The organism is Leptospiraceae bacterium (genome assembly GCA_016708435.1).
Classification (GTDB): domain Bacteria; phylum Spirochaetota; class Leptospiria; order Leptospirales; family Leptospiraceae; genus UBA2033.
Genome location: JADJFV010000014.1, coordinates 71,067 through 88,377, shown reverse-complemented (window position 1 = coordinate 88,377; position 17,311 = coordinate 71,067). Strand labels below are relative to the sequence as shown.

Annotated in this window: 17 protein-coding genes; 9 read left to right on the top strand and 8 right to left on the bottom strand. The window is 35.3% G+C overall.

Features of this window, described 5'->3' with window-relative positions; genetic code table 11:
* Window positions 1–4: 4 nt before the first annotated feature.
* From miaA to IPH52_16575, 7 genes are all read left to right on the top strand, one after another.
* Window positions 5–883, top strand: coding sequence for a tRNA (adenosine(37)-N6)-dimethylallyltransferase MiaA (gene miaA / locus IPH52_16605; GenBank protein MBK7056631.1), 879 nt, complete (start codon window positions 5–7; stop codon window positions 881–883).
* Window positions 884–896: 13 nt separating this feature from the next.
* Window positions 897–1,136, top strand: a complete 240-nt coding sequence (gene hfq, locus IPH52_16600) for an RNA chaperone Hfq (protein ID MBK7056630.1) — start codon at window positions 897–899, stop codon at window positions 1,134–1,136.
* Between the two features lie 49 nt (window positions 1,137–1,185).
* Window positions 1,186–2,217, top strand: coding sequence for a mannose-1-phosphate guanylyltransferase (locus IPH52_16595; GenBank protein ID MBK7056629.1), 1,032 nt, complete (start codon window positions 1,186–1,188; stop codon window positions 2,215–2,217).
* Window positions 2,218–2,538: 321 nt separating this feature from the next.
* Window positions 2,539–3,258, top strand: coding sequence for a hypothetical protein (locus IPH52_16590; protein MBK7056628.1), 720 nt, complete (start codon window positions 2,539–2,541; stop codon window positions 3,256–3,258).
* A gap of 9 nt (window positions 3,259–3,267) precedes the next feature.
* Complete coding sequence (locus tag IPH52_16585; GenBank protein MBK7056627.1) at window positions 3,268–3,732, top strand: purine-binding chemotaxis protein CheW; 465 nt, start codon at window positions 3,268–3,270, stop codon at window positions 3,730–3,732.
* 238 nt (window positions 3,733–3,970) lie between these two features.
* The gene (locus tag IPH52_16580) at window positions 3,971–4,582 is read left to right on the top strand and encodes a hypothetical protein (protein MBK7056626.1); all 612 of its coding nucleotides are present in this window, start codon (window positions 3,971–3,973) and stop codon (window positions 4,580–4,582) included.
* Window positions 4,583–4,925: 343 nt separating this feature from the next.
* Entirely contained in the window at window positions 4,926–5,915 is a 990-nt protein-coding gene (locus IPH52_16575; GenBank protein MBK7056625.1) for a hypothetical protein, read from the top strand.
* 16 nt (window positions 5,916–5,931) lie between these two features.
* Here the strand turns inward: IPH52_16575 and IPH52_16570 are convergent, their stop codons facing one another.
* The 3 genes from IPH52_16570 to IPH52_16560 form a co-directional block, all read right to left on the bottom strand.
* Window positions 5,932–6,204, bottom strand: a complete 273-nt coding sequence (locus IPH52_16570; GenBank protein MBK7056624.1) for a hypothetical protein — start codon at window positions 6,202–6,204, stop codon at window positions 5,932–5,934.
* Window positions 6,205–6,322: 118 nt separating this feature from the next.
* Window positions 6,323–7,030: a response regulator transcription factor gene (locus IPH52_16565; GenBank protein ID MBK7056623.1), complete on the bottom strand. Its 708-nt coding sequence runs from the start codon at window positions 7,028–7,030 to the stop codon at window positions 6,323–6,325.
* Entirely contained in the window at window positions 7,027–8,991 is a 1,965-nt protein-coding gene (locus IPH52_16560) for a histidine kinase (protein MBK7056622.1), read from the bottom strand. Before IPH52_16560 ends, IPH52_16565 begins: the two co-directional genes overlap by 4 nt.
* Before the next feature lie 421 nt (window positions 8,992–9,412).
* On the opposite strand from IPH52_16560, the gene IPH52_16555 reads away from it, so the two are divergent.
* Both IPH52_16555 and IPH52_16550 read left to right on the top strand, forming a co-directional pair.
* Window positions 9,413–9,892, top strand: a complete 480-nt coding sequence (locus IPH52_16555; GenBank protein MBK7056621.1) for a flavin reductase family protein — start codon at window positions 9,413–9,415, stop codon at window positions 9,890–9,892.
* 173 nt (window positions 9,893–10,065) lie between these two features.
* The gene (locus IPH52_16550; GenBank protein ID MBK7056620.1) at window positions 10,066–10,974 is read left to right on the top strand and encodes a DnaJ domain-containing protein; all 909 of its coding nucleotides are present in this window, start codon (window positions 10,066–10,068) and stop codon (window positions 10,972–10,974) included.
* Window positions 10,975–11,017: 43 nt separating this feature from the next.
* Here IPH52_16550 and IPH52_16545 read toward each other — a convergent pair whose 3' ends face one another.
* The 5 genes from IPH52_16545 to IPH52_16525 all read right to left on the bottom strand — a co-directional run bounded on the left by IPH52_16545 (window position 11,018) and on the right by IPH52_16525 (window position 17,311).
* Window positions 11,018–12,610, bottom strand: a complete 1,593-nt coding sequence (locus IPH52_16545; GenBank protein ID MBK7056619.1) for a response regulator — start codon at window positions 12,608–12,610, stop codon at window positions 11,018–11,020.
* A 4-nt stretch (window positions 12,611–12,614) separates the two neighbouring features.
* Complete coding sequence (locus IPH52_16540; GenBank protein ID MBK7056618.1) at window positions 12,615–13,277, bottom strand: cobalamin-dependent protein; 663 nt, start codon at window positions 13,275–13,277, stop codon at window positions 12,615–12,617.
* 37 nt (window positions 13,278–13,314) lie between these two features.
* Window positions 13,315–14,604, bottom strand: coding sequence for a biliverdin-producing heme oxygenase (locus IPH52_16535; protein MBK7056617.1), 1,290 nt, complete (start codon window positions 14,602–14,604; stop codon window positions 13,315–13,317).
* A 517-nt stretch (window positions 14,605–15,121) separates the two neighbouring features.
* Entirely contained in the window at window positions 15,122–16,630 is a 1,509-nt protein-coding gene (locus tag IPH52_16530) for a hypothetical protein (protein ID MBK7056616.1), read from the bottom strand.
* Between the two features lie 81 nt (window positions 16,631–16,711).
* Entirely contained in the window at window positions 16,712–17,311 is a 600-nt protein-coding gene (locus IPH52_16525) for a UbiX family flavin prenyltransferase (protein ID MBK7056615.1), read from the bottom strand.

Genomic DNA, 17,311 nt, shown 5'->3' with positions numbered 1-17,311 from the left:
AAGAATGATTATTTTAGCCTCTCCTACTGGGGGAGGCAAAACAGAGTTATGCAATTATCTAGATCCTTCCCGATTTGAAATTGTCTCCTTTGATTCTAGACAGGTTTACAAAGTTCTCTCTGTGGGCACAGCTAAGCCAGAAAAGGCTGTCCTTGAGCATATCACGCATCATTTGGTCGATTTCCTTGAACCTAACGAAACCATAAACGCAGCATCCTTTACAGCCCTTGCAGAGCAAGCAGTAGAGGAGATTTATTTGCGCGAAAAGATTCCAATTCTTACCTGTGGCACTGGATTCTATCTGAAAGCATTCCTATATGGAATGTATCCGGTTCCGAAAGTAAATCCTGAAACAAGAACTAGGCTTGAGGCACTTTCGCGGGAAGAAAGATGGAACCTTTTGCAAGAAGTCGATAGAGAGACTTCTCTTGTCATCAATGCAAATGACGATTATCGAGTAGTTCGTGCCTTAGAGGTCTTTCAGTCAGGAGGAGTAAAGTGGTCAGAATTAAAAGAAAATAAGAATGACGGCTATCTGACCAAAGGAAAACTGGAAGTTGCAGGTATTTTCATTCAAAGAGAGCGAAGTGAATTATATGATCGAATCAATCGTCGTTGTAAAATGATGATCGATTCAGGGATTCTAGAAGAAACTAAGGAAGTTTTGAAAGATTTTGGGGAAGAGGCGCCGGCTTTAAATTCTCTAGGTTATAATTTTGCACTTGATTATATCAAGGGGAGAATAAGCATGGAATCCTTTTTAGAGGAGTTTTCCCGATCGCATCGAAATTATGCGAAAAAGCAAGTCACTTGGTTTAAGAAAGAAGCGATTTTACAAGCGACTGATTGGAAAACTGCATTAGAGCAAATAAAAAATATATAAGATGGTAAAAGGGATGTCTACAAAAAATAATATTCAAGATTACATTCTGAATACAGCTAGAAAAGATAAGATAGATTTAACCATTTATCTTTTAAATGGTGTTCCTTTAAAAGGAAAGGTATATAGTTTTGATAATTTCACAATCATTATCGAAAATGACGGAAAGCAACAGTTAATTTATAAACATGCGGTTTCTACCATTATTCCCCTAAAGCCGATTAAGTTTGCTCCAGAAGAAATGAAAGAATCCTAATTTGACTGGAGTCAGCATGACGGTTAAAGACAAACCAGTAGTATTAATCATGGCAGGTGGTAAGGGAGAGCGCTTCTGGCCTCGCTCTAGAGCCTCGACCCCTAAGCAATTGCAGAAGGTTTATTCAAATAAAACACTTCTAAAAGAAACGATTGATAGAGCACTCACACTCACTAGTATAGATCGAATTTTTATTGGCACAAATGCGGCTCTAAAGAAATCCATTTTACAGCTTGAAAAAGGTTTTCCGGAAAAGAATTTCATTTTAGAGCCAGAAGGAAAGAACACAGCTCCGATCGTTGCCTTAGCTTCTCTTTATTTTAAGCAGAAGTTTGGAAATCCTACACAGATAGTCTTATCTGCAGATGCATTTATCAATCCTGTTAACGAATTTACTAAAACAATGAAGCTTGCGATCCAAGAAGCAGAAGAAAACTTAGTTTTACTTGGAATTAAGCCTGTTCGACCTGAAACTGGTTATGGTTATATTGCAACTGGAAAGCCAACCAAGCATGGAATGGAAGTAAAAGGTTTTTTTGAAAAGCCTGACTTTAAAGTAGCCGTTAAGTATTTAAAGAAAAAGAATTTTTATTGGAATCCCGGAATTTTTATTTGGAAGACTGATTTTATTTTGAGTGAGTTTGCAAAACATGCTCCCTATATTTTAACACCTCTCAAGAATAAATTTCCATTCGCGAATTTCGGTGAATTAAGTGCTGCCTTTAAGCTTTTGCCATCAGAGGCAATTGATACTGCGATTATGGAGAAGAGTTCTCTTATTCGTATGGTTAAGGCAAGCTTTGATTGGGATGATGTAGGATCTTGGCTTTCTCTAGAGAGAGTTCTCAAAGGGGATGTTAATGGAAATCATCATACAGGAAAAGGCTCGTTTCATTTTCATGCAAAGGGAAATATATCTTCCACTCAAAAGGAATTAGTAACCTTTTTGGGAGTAGAGGATTTAATCGTCGTAGAAGAAGATGATGTATTATTTATTTCCTCTAAATCGGGAATTAAAGATATAAAGCTTTTATTATCTGAGTTAAAGAAAAATAGAAGTTTACAAAAGTATTTGGAATAGTTTTTTAACATTATTAAGGAGTTATGAATGCCGTCTGGTAAAAAAAGAAAAAGAAAAAAAATCGCTACTCACAAGAGAAAGAAAAAGCGTAGAGCCAACAGACATAAGAAAAAAGGCAAATAGAATTTTGCATTAATCTAAGTCGGGACTGTGTAAAGATATTTGTCACGCAAAGTCGCAAAGAGTATTGGTTTTATTACTTTTCCCTTTGCGCCTTAGCGTGATGCTTTGGTCATTATACAGTCCCATAAAAATATTAATTTTTATACGACATTGAAGAATGTATCTTTAGCTATTTGTTTTAATTCCGATAAGTAACGTATGCTATACGATTCGGATTATGAAGGATTTAGATCCTGGTGGAAGCGAAGTAAAAGTCCTGCAAGAGGTTATTTTAAATCTTATAGGGCTGTCTCTCCCATTGGCGACGTTTTTGTTGTAGATTATAATTTTCACGAAAATTTAGTTCGTTTAAGTTTAGAGCCCGCCTCCGAAAAGGGTAGAACCTATACCACAACAATTAAGAAAGGAACGATTATAAGAGAACGAGATGTATTCAATGCAACGAATGCATCTTTAAAACGTAAATTCATTCCATTTAGGGATGTGTTTTCCTGTATCCCGGATGACGATGTGCTTACTTCGATTGGAGGTGTCTATGATATCTCTAAAGTATCGCTTGGAAAAAGAACACAAGATGATGCATTATCTCCCATATCGATAGAATCTGAGTCTGTAGTAAGTAATACAAGCAGAACCTATGTTGGTAGGATTGCAGATCGAATTAAAGCTTCCTATGTAGAGCTAAAGCTTCGATTTCTCGATGATCTTTATGATTCCATATTGGGAGTCTCAGTTTGTCTTGCAATTTATTTGCATTTTTTTGATTATGTTGTTTTGGGATTCTCATTAGCGTTTATGGGAATTTTATTTGGCGGATTAGATTGGATTTTAAGAAATAGAACTCCCTTTTATTTAAAGGTAATGAGTTTTCTGTCCTTTGGTGGATACTATTTCTATACCGGCTTTACTAGATTTTAAGGGGGATTGATGGCTAAAGATGATAATCATTTAAGTGAGCAGTATATAACTTTTACGATTGGAGAAGAGGATTATGCTATATCTATTATCAATGTAGAAGAAATTGTAAAAGTCACAAATCTGATTAAAGTTCCGAAGTCACAGACATATTTTGTGGGTCTAATGGACATTCGCGGTAAAGTAGTGAATATGATTGATCTCAGCAAAAAGATCATGAACAAGAAAGTAGGTGAGTCTGCGATGAATCGAGCCATTATCGTCAAGATAGATGGTAAGTCGTTAGGCGTCATAGTTGACAAAGTTTCCCACGTAGTTCACTTTGCTCCAACACAAATCGATCCGCCTCCACCCTCTGTAAGAGGAATGTCTTCTCGTTATATCATTGGAGTGGCTAAGAAAGAAAACCGCTTCATCATCATCATGGACATAGAAAAAATTCTATCCTCCGAAGAATTGGCAGAAGTTACGAAGTAAAAAGATTACCACCGATGAATAATTCTTAAAGATTAGGGTAAGGGCATTCCTCCAGTCACCTCGAATAGCTTCATCATGAGAGGTCTATTTCCCAAACATAGTAATAGATTAGCCTTATAGTTTTTTTGCCTGATAGATTTCTCACATCAGCTCATTTGCTTAGTAACAAATCTATTCGCCAAGCGATGTTCGAAATGACAGTTGTAATCTTTAAATCATTTCTACCGATAATAAATCCATGCGTATACTCTTGTATTTATTCCTAGCAATTCATTTTTCTATTTCACTAGTAGCACATGATTTTAGAGACGATGCAAAGAAAATTTACAAGACGCCTATTGAAGTCATCACAGTCGAGAAGCAAAATGAATTGGAAAAATTCATTCAGGATAATCCCGATAAGCTTTCGAGTCAGATTGAAAAAAGGAAAGCCTTGCTCAATGAATATTATGCGCAGTTCGTAGAAGAAAAACGAATTTTAGATACACGGGAAAAAGCAGGAAGATACAAAGATAGAAAAGACAATGTAACGGATGAATATAAAAATAATTCTGGAATGATTCCGGTAAATGCGGATATAAATTCCATTCGTCTTTTCATTTCAGGAACGAGATTTAAAAACACTGAGTCTCATCTAGCTAGAGATTCTGATTTATTATTTAACATGCATCTCCGTATCGCAAAGCTTTATGAAAAAATAGGCGAGAAGCACAAGGCTGTAGAATTTTATCTATCCGGTCTTAGATATAGAGATTTTTCAAATACCGAAGAAAGATTTTACAATCCTACTCTTTTAGAAGAACTCGGACCAGAAGAAGTAAACAATCGACTCGCTCATAAAAAAAATTAAAACAGATTTTGAAGAGTTAAAACAAAGCCTCAAAAAAGCAGAGGACAATTCTGCTTTAATTAAGTCCCGCTACGCCAAATCAGAATTATCCGAAGCAGACGCAAACTCAGCGCTTGTAGAAAATGCAGAAAGAGTCACAAGTCTGCGTGATAATGTAAAGGCGAAGGAAACAGAATATTCTGAATCTCTATTAAATAATTTTGGAAACTATGTTTCTAAGAAAACAAAAGAAGATTCCAATACGGTTCTTGATTTTGCAAAGCTCATTAAGCAAATAGAAAATGATAACAAGGAAAGAGCAAAAGTCGAGAATAAATCAGATAGTTATGGTCGTGGAATCTTTGTGGCAGCAGACACAAATCGAAACCAGGACTTCACCGGTTATTCTCAACTATTAGAATATGCTATTAAGATAAATGCAAATAATGTAGATGCAATTTTACTTTTAGCTGATGAATACAAATCTTCTGGTAAAAAAAGAAACGCTGTAGATTTATATTTAAAATATATTCGCTTTGCTTCTCTTCCAGAGAATAATAACAAGTATCCTGTCTATGATGTATATAAAAATATTGCCGGTCTATATATAGAGTTAAAACAGTATGTAGTTGCTTCTAGCTATTATGAAAAGATGATAGAAATTATGACTGCGGATAAGAAGGATGATCCCTATCTGTATTACCAGCTAGGAGATTTTTATTCCCATCGTCTAGGAAATCATGAAAAGAGTTCTGAATACTTTACGAAGTGGTTAGTCTGGTTAGATCAAAAAAGAAAGGAAGAAAAAGAAAAGCGCGAGGTAGATAAGGAATTTGGAATTTCCTTAGAAGAAACGGTTAGACGATTGTCTTTTGAGTTTACTGCCTCTTATGCGATATCAGTTTACAATAAGCAGATGCAATACCCGGATGCGGAAATGCTTTTTCTGGAAAGAGCTTATAATTCTTACAAAGAAATTTACAATTTGATGAAAGAGCAGGAAGCATCCGTCTCAAATTCTAAACGTGATGTTGATTTACTTAAAAGAGATTTACTTGGAAAATCTACATCCGAATCTCTCACTAGTTACAAAGCAGAGCAGGAAAAATTAGAAGAATCTGTCTATCGATTGAAGTCAATTAAAACAGTTTACGATTCTATTCGTAAAACAAATTTGCTCTTTCGCCTAACGGCAGTTGAAGAGGATAATCGCAATTTCAAGCGCGTTAAGAATTTATATGAAGAAATTGTCAACATCGGAAATGAAAATGAAATTTCTAATGCGCTTCGCAATCTAGAACGAGTCAAGAAAATAGAAGCCGATGGCATTTCAAGAAGACGAATCGTGCATTGATGCATTTGATTTTAAATTAATCTTCGGTCTCATTCATCGTTTGCCATAGGGAAACGATTTTTTCTTGACTTAGACGGCTATCCTCAGAGTGAGAATTTTGTAATAGACTCATTAATTCTTTTAAGAGTGGCACAACAGGTTCGGTTAATGTATTGAAAATCTTTTCTTGAACTTGCTCAGATGTAGCGTTAAGCGCTAGAGCTAAATCTCTACTGTCCACTCCACGTAAAATTTTATGAAGCAATCTCTCATCGAGTGAAATTATATCTTCAAAATTATTTTCTTTCATGATTAGTTTCCTTATTATTCTTATTCCTATGACCAGACAAATTCTTTGTCAAGAAATCAGGCATGAACGGTTATAAATCGGCTTGAATGGCAGGAAATAAGCCCATACAATGAACTTGTTAAGAGTCTAGAAGATGAAATTTGCTTTGAATTTCTTTGAAAGCCTTTCTGCCTACAGGCACTTCTTGGGCGTTATGCGTAATAGCATGGTAAACATTTCCATTTTTAATCTTGATTTCTCTTATATTGTCGAGAGATACTATATAGGATTTATGAACCCGATAAAAATTGGGTGGTAAAAATTGATCTATTGCATTTAGGTTTTTTTTATATTGCTCAATGCTTCCATTTTTTAAATAAACCTTTGTTTGCTTTCCATCTGCTTCAAAAAAATCAATATCTTCAATTGGTAAAAGAAAAATGGAGTCATCTTTGCGAATGGAAATTCTTTTTAGTTGAGAACGAGTCTTTCGATTTTCTTCCAGTCGATTAATCGCCAATTGTAACCTATCTGCATCAAAAGGTTTCGGAATAAAGTCTAGAACTCCATACTCGAACGCAACGAGCGCCTTATCAATATTACCTGATATAATAATTGTGTGAAAAGTAGAAGCAACAGCATGTTCGAGTAATTCAAATCCATTTTCCCCATTCAAATTCAAATCCAGGATGAGTATATCAATTTGGTTTTCCCAAATAAAACATTCTGCACTCAGTAAATTGGATTGAATAGAAATCGAATGCCTTCTATCCTGAAAGATTTCTTCTAGTAAACTTTTTATATATCGAGCTGTCACCGGTTCATCTTCTACGATCATTATTCTCATTGCTTAATACCAATTTTTACTACCCATGTTTTATTTTCCCAACCCTGATCAAAACTCCATCTGTTCGGGTAGCTTTCTTCTAAACGAGATTTAATATACAGAGTTCCAGTTCCTTTTTTATTTCCTTCTGGCAATTTAGTATTAACCACAAAAGAATCATCAAATATACAGTAAAATTCATACTGTAATTCAGACGCGGATATTTCTTGTTTACCGTTATCTAAAATTATATTCTTCTCGGAATCTAAGGAAAATTTCTTTATCAAGAATTCAATATTACCTGTGTATTTCACAGAATGAGTAAATGCATTCTCTATAAGAGTTTGTAATACGAGAGGGGGAAATTTCTCTTCACCGGATATTCCTTCTGTTTTTAAGAAGAAATTTCTTTCCAGGCGAATAGCCATTATGTCTAGATGTGATTTGCAAATTTCTATTTCCGTTGAAAGGGGAATAATTGTCTCACTCGATACATCTAGCATAGTTCTAACTTCTGCTCCAAGAGAGTTTACTAATTTGCCTGCTCGTGTGGGATTTTCTCGAATGAGCCCGAGGAGTGTAGAAAGAGAATTCATTAGAAAATGGGGTTGTATTGTTTGTTTTAGCATTCCTAGTTCGAGTTTCTTTTTTATAGTCTCTGCTTCTTTTAACTGAATCTCTCTTTCCAATAGTCTTTGTTTACTTATTTCAATTTCTTTTTGCACAATATTGTATTGCTCCTCCATTGCAAACGCATGCGTAAATCGAATGGCAAGAACAATTGATTGAGCTATCACAAAAGATAAAAATCCATAGATGGAAAGATTTACTGTGTAGATAATGGCGCCCCCATAAAGAACATCATTGATAATTGTAAGGAAGAAAATGGAAACACCAATTAAAAAAGCAGAAGAGCCCATTCTATTTTTATTAATAGCTTTAATTAATACGTAACCTGAATAGAGGATACTAAATATTAACCAGAACTGGAGAGAACGAAAGAGCGGTAAATCGTAGTAATATGGAATAAAAAGAACCGGTATTAGGCAGGCAATAAAAGAAAATAATAAAGTGATACGTAATATAGTCTTGGAAAATTCTTCCGGAAAAAGATTGCGAATGAATAGGAAAAAAAATGCGATAGTTACGTAAGCAGTAATAAATTCTAATTTATAGATGGCTTTGAAAGGAATAAAGGGTAATAAATCTAGAATAACTCTTTCTTCCATACCAATGGTTCGTAACGCTAGTGCTAGGCACATTACTCCAAAAAATAACGGTGATTTATCTTTTCGTCTTAAAAAATAAAATACAAAGTGGTAAATACTCATTATAAGAAGAATTCCAAAAGTAAAGAAGGTCAGTGCTATTTTATTCTGATAATTACTTTCTATTTGTGCTCTAGATCCTATCGAAATTTTATTCCAGAGCCCTGCTCTTGAATGGTAGAAGTTAGAAATCAAAAAAACAATTTCTAACTCTTCTGCATTCTTATGTAAAGGAAATATTCCATGTCGTTGAAACGGTATAGAATCTTCTTCTGACGTTCCTACCTTGCCGTTTGTATGATGTAATACTCCGTTTACATACAACCTATAAGACATACAAATATCCGTCATAGCAAAGCTAAGAGGAATATCGGTTTTGGGCATAAGCACTCTTAGCCTATACATTGCATAGCCTTTGGATGGAAGTGATGCATTATTAATTTTATAGTCTTGCCATTCAGAGGGAATCGGAATATAATGAATATTAGCCGCATCTTTATCTAGAAAAAAATTTCTTTGTTCTTCTGGTGATTCGATGAAAGTATTCCAATAAAATTCCCATAAACCAACTAGACTTACAATGCTGTCTTTTTTTGAATCGAAATTCCATTCTCTTAAATCTAGAATTCCATTCACAGCGTCTGGCGGTTTTATTTGCTTATCCGCTGAGCACGAAAAGATAATAAGCACTATAGTCACAATGAGTATTCTCATAATTCCTACAGAAAAAAGGATATACTTTAAATGCAAGACAATTGAAGAAATATCTGAAATATACGAAACACACTATTTTTTTCCTCTGAAAATAGAATGCTTTCTTAAGTGTCCTCACTCATTTTAGACTGACACCGTGGTTCTTTCATGATAGAATGCAGCGAACCCACCGTTAGGTGTAGCCCAAAAAAACCAGCAGTGGGCACGCCACTCAACTTGCGTATGGTGAGTTAAGAACCTATTTTCTTTACAAAAATGATCTATTCTTTCTGTATTGAATTCAATTTTGTTGGCTACTAGTTGTATGTCGCAGTGTGAAATTGCAAATAGTTTAGTAACAGAGTTGATTTCCAGAAAAAGTCTCCTCAAAAACTTCAGATTTTTTATTTGACTAATCTTTCACGCGATTAGGATTAACAATATGGCGATAACAAAAGACGATTTTAAGAAAGCAATGGGGCATTGGGCTTCGGGGGTAACAATCGTTACCTATTCGGAGAATGGAATTTACAGCGGACTTACTGCATCTAGTTTTACTTCTCTTTCTGTAGATCCATTTCTTATTTTATTTTCGGTTCTAAAAACAACTGCGAGCCATGATAAGATTCTTCAGATCAAAGAATTTGCAGTTAATATTCTTTCCTCAGAGCAAGAGTCTCTTTCGAATCAATTTGCAAAATCGGATACAGATAGAAATGCACTTGTAAATGAAAATGGATTTATCCAACAAATAACAAAGTCACCACTTCTAAAAAATTCCCTCTGTCATCTAGATTGCACATTAGAAAATGTGTATGAAGGTGGAGATCATTCAATACTCGTGGGTAAAGTGCATTATGCGTATACAGATGAATCTAAACGTCCATTGCTCTATTTTTATAGAAAGTATTATAGCATTTGAAGAATATGTTATTAAGATTGACTTATCAACTGTCATTCCCGAAATTCCACCCGCTTGCGCCGCCACCGCCAAGCGATATCGGGAATCTCTATTTCTTGAGACCTCCGATAGAAAACGAAACTCAATGTTTCTTCCTTGGGTCGAAACATAATGGGGAAGGCATGCAACTGTAAATGATTAATCTTCTCCTCACTCTCCTTGGACTTTTTTTAATTATTAATTCCAAAGAAATTTTATTTTTTATACTTGGAGTGTTTCTTGTTGTGCTTGCAGTAAGAAGAACGCTCGATGAATTTAGCGTAGATACAGTTACGGATAATCGCGAGTATCTGAGTGCGCTTGTTTATAAAATTCGAAATGAAATAGGTGGATATTCTATTCTTGAACAGTATGCGGCTATTCTTGTCTCTGCTTGTATTCATATTGCCAAATCAGATGGACGCATTTCCGAAAAAGAGATTCTTGTTATACGTCAGGCGATACAGAGAGAGTTTCAGGGTAATGTAGATGAAAATTTAATTGCACGCATTGTAGGCTATACAAAAGGACATATTCAAAATTTTTCAAAAGAAGAAATATTTCAGTCTCTAGTAGAAGTTGTGAATTTATATTTCCAACATCTAAATGGAGCAGGCTGGGAAGCGCGTATTGAATTAACTAGTATGTTATTTTTGATGATATATGAAGTAGCACTTGCCGATGGGGGAGTCACGCAAGCAGAGGAAGATTTATTCAATCGACTATGCTTTCAATTCTCTCTCCCCGGTGCGTATGTGCAAAATATAAAACGCACCGCACAATACAATGTAAACGCTCGCACAAATCAAAACTCCAGCGGTCATACCGGTCAAGCGTATACTCGCGAGTATGTAGATAGTTCCAAACTAAAAAATTCACTCGTCTTATTTAACTTAAAAGAAACTTATACTTTAGAAGAATTGGAAAAAGCATGGAAGCAAATGGCTATTATGTATCACCCGGATAAATTTCATAATGCCAAACCAGAAATCTATGAACTTATGAATAAAAAATTCATTGAAGCTAAGGATGCATACGAGTTTTTGAAAAAAAGAAAAGGTTAGCTTTATAAATTAAGCCTTAAGGATAAGGGGGATTTTTTAGTGGCTAATTATCATTTAACCACTTCGCCAATGTGATTTCGATTGTATCTGCTACTGCGGGCTTACTTACATAATCGTCCATACCAGATTGAAAGCATTTATTTATTTCCTCATCGCGAGCTCCTGCGGTTAACGCAATAATTGGGATTCTGCTATTAGTTTCAAGCTTTCTAATGGCAATTGTTGCTTCGTGACCATTCATTTCAGGCATTTGAACATCCATAAAGATTATGTTTGGCTTTTCAGCTTGAAATTGCTCAATAGCCGATTCGGCATTCGTTGCCTCGAAAATAATTCCATTCGGTAATATTTTATTTATCATGGTCTTTGTTAAAAATAGATTAATTTCATCATCATCGACGATTAAAATTTTTAGTCCTTCGGCAAATGTTAATTTGCTGTCTTTAGGTTTTAATAAATCAAGGAAAGGCTTCTCTTCCTGTGTCATTGTATGTTTCTCCAATTTTACATTGATTGTAAAATAAAAAATGCTTCCTATTCCATATTCACTTTTTATTTCTAGCTTAGAGGACATGAGTGCTAATAATTTATTCGCGATTGGCAGACCTAAACCTGTTCCGCCGTATTTGCGGTTTATGGAAGAATCTGCTTGAGAAAAAGCCTCGAAGATTCTTGATTGATTCTCTTTCGAGACTCCTATACCAGTATCTCTTACAGAAAAAAAAATTTGAGCTTCCTGCCTCAACTCATTTTCACTGATTAATCTTACTTCAATTTCTATTTCACCTTTTTCTGTAAATTTAATTGCATTTCCAATCAGGTTAATTAATATTTGCCTCAATCGAATTGGATCTGAAAATATATACGGAGGTAAATTAGGATATACTTTCATAATGAGTTTTAATTTTTTCGCCTCAAGCTTATTCTTGATAAGCTCAGATACTTCTTTTAATAATGAATATAAATCAACTTTCTCAATACTTAGTTCTATTTTGTCTGATTCAATGTTTGAAAAGTCAAGTATGCCATTTAATAATTCCAGTAATGAATTTGCTGATCTATTGACAATGTCCAAATACAAACTCTGAGTTTCTTCCAATTTTGATTTCATTAATAGATCGGTAAAGCCAATCACACCATTCAAAGGTGTTCGAATTTCGTGACTCATGTTCATTAAAAATTCCGACTTGGCATTGTTAGCCGCTTCTGCTTCTTTTTTGCTTTTCAATATATTTCTTTGTAATTCAAATACTTCATTATTGAGTGTAACCAATTTGTTGTTTACTGAAATTAATTCTTTTATATCGATTTCACCGATTATAAAAAGTTCTTTGTCTTTTCTAAATGCTTTTCCTTGAATCGATACATTGTCAGTGTGACTCACATTGCCAATTGTGATAATTCCGTCAAAAACGAGCGGATTATTTTTGTTACTCTTTAATAAGGCATCAAACGTTGGATTTAATATACTCTCTTTGGGAGTGTCCGTTAATAGAATTTTGAACGCTGGATTCGCAAATATTAATTCTCCTTCAAAATTAAAAATAGCTAAGCATAATACATTGCTTTTTTCTAAAGCTAATTCAATTTCTGAATTCCATTTTTGCAAGAAGTTGAAAGGTAGAGCAGAGTCCATGCTTTTAGGTATTCATTTTATTTTGAATAAAAGACTGTAAGGTATATAGGTCTGGAATATAGGTTACATTTTTAAATGCGTCGAGAAAATCATTATTTCTCTTCGAAAAAGCTTGCCCTCCAAGAATAATGGGTAAATCAGGATAAGCCGCAGTTATGAAAGCTAAGGATTTTTTGAATGTAGGCAGATTCATGCGAAGGCTGAGAGATAGAGCTAAGATATTTGGCTCTTTAGTTTTTATGAATTCTATAAGATCGTTTACAGAAATATCTCCGGTGTAAAAAAAAGTCTCCCATCCATAACTTTCGAAAACATCGGCGACCATTTTTATTCCAACATGGTGAATTTCATTCTCTGTATTGCCAATGACTATTTTTTTTCCGATCGTATTTGGCGTTGGAACAGTTTGGTAAATATGATTCAATAGAGAGTTTGCAATCGATGTAGCAAGATGTTCAGATGAAACGGATATTTTGTTATGCTCCCAAAGGTCTCCTATTTCGTAGAGAGCTTTTTTTATAATCTCTTCGTAGACTCTTACAAAATCTGACTTATCTTTCAAATATTCTTCTATATAATCGAAGCTCTTTTGGCGATCCCCTGCAAGCAAAAACTCAATAAATGTTTCTACTCCGAAGGATGAAATCTCTGATGATTTATCTTCCATAAAAAACTATTCCCCTATAAAAATAAAATTTATCCAATCAGACGCCTGACCTTACTAGATCCTTTGCTGATTGAATTATACTTCGCACAGATTCAATCCAGACTTTTGGAAATCTATTTTCATCTGTTGCCCAGGTTTCTATGCTTGAAAGCGCCTTATCAATGCCATTTCGCTCGTCTGCAACGGCTGACACGAGTAAGCCACCTATATTTTTAAGACGATGACTCCATTCCTCTCCGATTTGACTTTCAAATTCCGAGATTAGTCTCTTTCGGTCATCCTCTTTGAATATTCGATTATACATACTGTGAATTGAGTCACTTGCCTTGCTTAATTTATCATACTCATGTTTCTTTTCTGGATGAACTTTTTCTAATTCATAAACTAAGTTCTTGAGATGAACAGCGAGTAGCCACTGAGGCATTCCCCTTGACGCTAAAACTCTGCCAAGCCAATGGACTTGCTCTATTACAACTTCTTCTTCTAGCTCGCATAACGTTACAAGCCAGACACTGTCACTGCGAGTGTATTGCTTTCCGCGAAGACCATATCTCCATGCGTAGTATGGAAATTCTTCCCATGTAGTAATTCCTGCTCGGAAGGCAGCTTCTATTTCTAATTTGTCCTCCGGTATATTGTGTTTACCCGCTTCAGGATTAATTGTTGAGACATTATAGAAGGGTATTGTATTGTGAATCGGAAATAGATATATGAAAATACTTTCCATCTTTTTAAAAAAGAAGGCGGCTGTCTCAATGATAGAATCAAATTCACTAGCGGATAATGGCAACGCATTGATTCTAGTTTCAAATGCTTCCCAATTTTCTTGCTTTTTATCTTTGTAGTGATCTAAATAGATTAGTCCTTCATTGTTATGAAAATTAAAATTAGCCTGAACCAATTGCTTTCTAAACTCTCCTTCTAGAGTAGAGCTTTCTAATACATACATGATTCCTATCAGGGACAAAGGGTTGTCGATTCGGGATAGACGGATTAATTTGATTGTATCAAGCATTGCATCAATAGCGAGCGGTATGTCTTCTACTTGAGTTGAGTTAAGTGATTCCAGATCAGCAAGCAGACCCGGCAATTTCAGCATATTATTTTTCCATACGGAATTTAATACTGAATGATTTGCGATAAGAATTTCTCTTTCTAAAACTCCGCTTACTCCGGCCATTGCCTGCAAGTAATTTACATAGCTTTCAATTGGTAAATTCTTATTAGTCAAAGCTTCGAAAAAAGGAGATTTATTTAGTCTCTCTTGAATAGAGAGCGTCACTGCTTTTAATTCTTCCGATAATTTTTTATTCGTTGAAAATGGCATATTCATTTTTTGTAGTATTGAAGAATATATTAGATATTCTTCGGATATAATTTATTCAATCTCTTTTAAGTCCAATGAAAAATCGGGTAAAACATCCTCACCGAATAGAATATGATTTAATCTAATTAATGACTCTAGTGGTTTGGCATTACGGTAGATATAAAAATTATTCTCATCAAGATTAATAAGCCAACCGAGCAAACAGCCGTTATCCAACCATTCTTTCATTTTTGATTGGGAACAAAACCTATATACGGAGAGCGGATTCCTCTTTTGCTGCTTCTTTCAATTCTGGACTCTGGAATGTCTAGCACGAATGCAATCATATTTTTACCTTTACTTGAATTGTATGCACTGATTGTAAAGAGTGCAAGTCTTTTTTGATTTATTTTAGCTTCTAGATATTCGAAGTCTTAAAGAATAAAATTGCGGTTATTGTATTCGTATTAAACCAAAATTTTCCAAAGACGAAGATGGGTTAATGCCTAATGGAAAATTCTGGGAGATGTATGGGTGATTATATTTTTACAACTTTGCAGGTCTTGGCCGTTTCTATAAAACTAGACTTTGCATGGTCGTATTTCCAAACACGCGTTGTCGTAATTTCTGAGGCAGAGCCCCAATAGTCAATGTCAAAAGTTGTATCTTTGTATCCGGACCCGTTCATGGCAGTTGGGTCTATATCAGGATCCTCTCCTTCTTGAACAAGAACGAATACATCATAATTCGAAATTTCTGAGCAATTACTTAGTGTTACACTCACAGTAGGAAAATCAAATTCAAATCCATGATCGTCAAAAGCATTTGAACTAGGGTCAATATCTAGGTGCGGATAAAGTGGACTAGCCGCCCAGTTGCCGTTTACTTTTATTTCGTAGCCTGTCAGTGTTCCGTCTTTATCAAATAATTCTCTTTCTTCCTCTGTCACACTGGTATGAGTAAATTTTTGTGTAAATTCTACTAGTCCTCCGTTATCATTTATTCTTCCCTTAATTTTAAAAATTACATCTCTAGTCGGATCAGCGGAATCATCTTCTCGATAAAATTGATCCATTAAAATACAATCACCGGATGTATCTCCCTTTGTGCATTCTTCTAAAATCAAAAGACTTGTGTGGCTTGTTGTATCAATTTTATAATTATTCAGAAAGGTTAATCGCTTTTTGCCTGTTTCAGAAGTTTCTAGTGTGACATTGCCTTCCATGATGAGTATATCTAATCCGACTTTCATTGTTTCTTCATGTCCAAAGGATACTTTTTTAAAGTCAGCAGTGTATTTGAGAGACTTATTGAATTTGCCACTAGAGGGACATTTTTTATGAACCATAAGATTAGAGGCAAATGAGTATTGGACTTGGTGATCAAAATCGCCAGAGAGTTTTTTGTAAAGGATTGCTGGACTAGGAAGGGACGAGCCTACTGAGGGAAGATCACCTTCTTCTTGTAGATATGCAATTTCTGTTGCTGCCTCTTCGGCACTCATTCCAGTTTCTTGCATTGCCTCTTTTACCAAAGCGATCATACTGTCCGTAACTTTGATTGTAGTCTGACCACCGTTGATGCAAACTTCCGGGGTTACCTTGGCTTCTGTTATCGAAGAGTCAACTAAAAGCATTTCAAACGCTACATCATTTGCGAGCTTACTAAATTTTTCTACTGCTGAATTGATGGTGAGGTAACCATCAGCTTTGGGGCCAGCAAGAGTGGCAAATGAAGGATTGCCGCTTCTTTGGGTTTTGGAATTTTGAATAGAAGCACTTGTATTGCTACGGGCACTTTTTACACTTGCAGGTAAATTTATTGATATACGCGAGGGAACGTTAGTTGTTCTCAGGATAGAAGGAAGCCCTCGAGATTTAATTCGATTCAAAAGAAGAGCCTCTGCCGTTGAAGTTTTTGTCTTTTGGGTGCATTGTGGCGTGAAAATAAAAAACAGAGTCAGAAAGAAAATGAATAAGGCTTTCCGAGTGCTAATTTTTTTTTGACTTGCTTGTGTAAGTATTGATTCTCTTAAAAGTTTTCCCATGTGGATTTACCTCAAAGAATACTTATAGAATGATTATTTCTATTGTCAATTTATATTTGTGAATTAGAATGCGTTAGTCACTTAGCCGATCCACTTAGGAAAAAGCCCTGCGTCTACCCCTAGCAAATTAAAGATTCGACCTGCAATAAAATCACCTAAATCGTCTATTGTTCTAGGAATTTGGTAAAAACCAGGGGATGCAGGGAGAATAATAGCACCTGCCTGATCTAAGGAAAGCATATTGCGTAAGTGAATCTGGTTATAAGGAGTTTCGCGGGGAACAACGATTAGCCGTCTTCTTTCCTTTAAGGTAACATCAGCGCAACGCTCGATTAAGTTTTCGGTGAGCCCCGCATTAATCGATGCAATTGTTTTCATAGAGCAGGGGAGGATTACTGTTGCCTGCCAGGTATTAGAACCAGAGGCAATGTCTGCTCCAATATCTGCAAAGGGACGAAAGTGAATCTTGTTCTGGATATTCGTGATTTGCCACCTATTAATAATGAAGTCAAGAATCTCTTGCGGAGTATTCACATTAGTCTCATACTCTTCGCGAAAGATTCGAATTGACGCCGGGCTTACAATTAAGAAGGTTTCCCCGTTTAATTCTAATAACTTTTTAATAAACCGAGCTGGGTAAATTGACCCACTCGCCCCTGCAATGCCTAATACTAGTTTCAT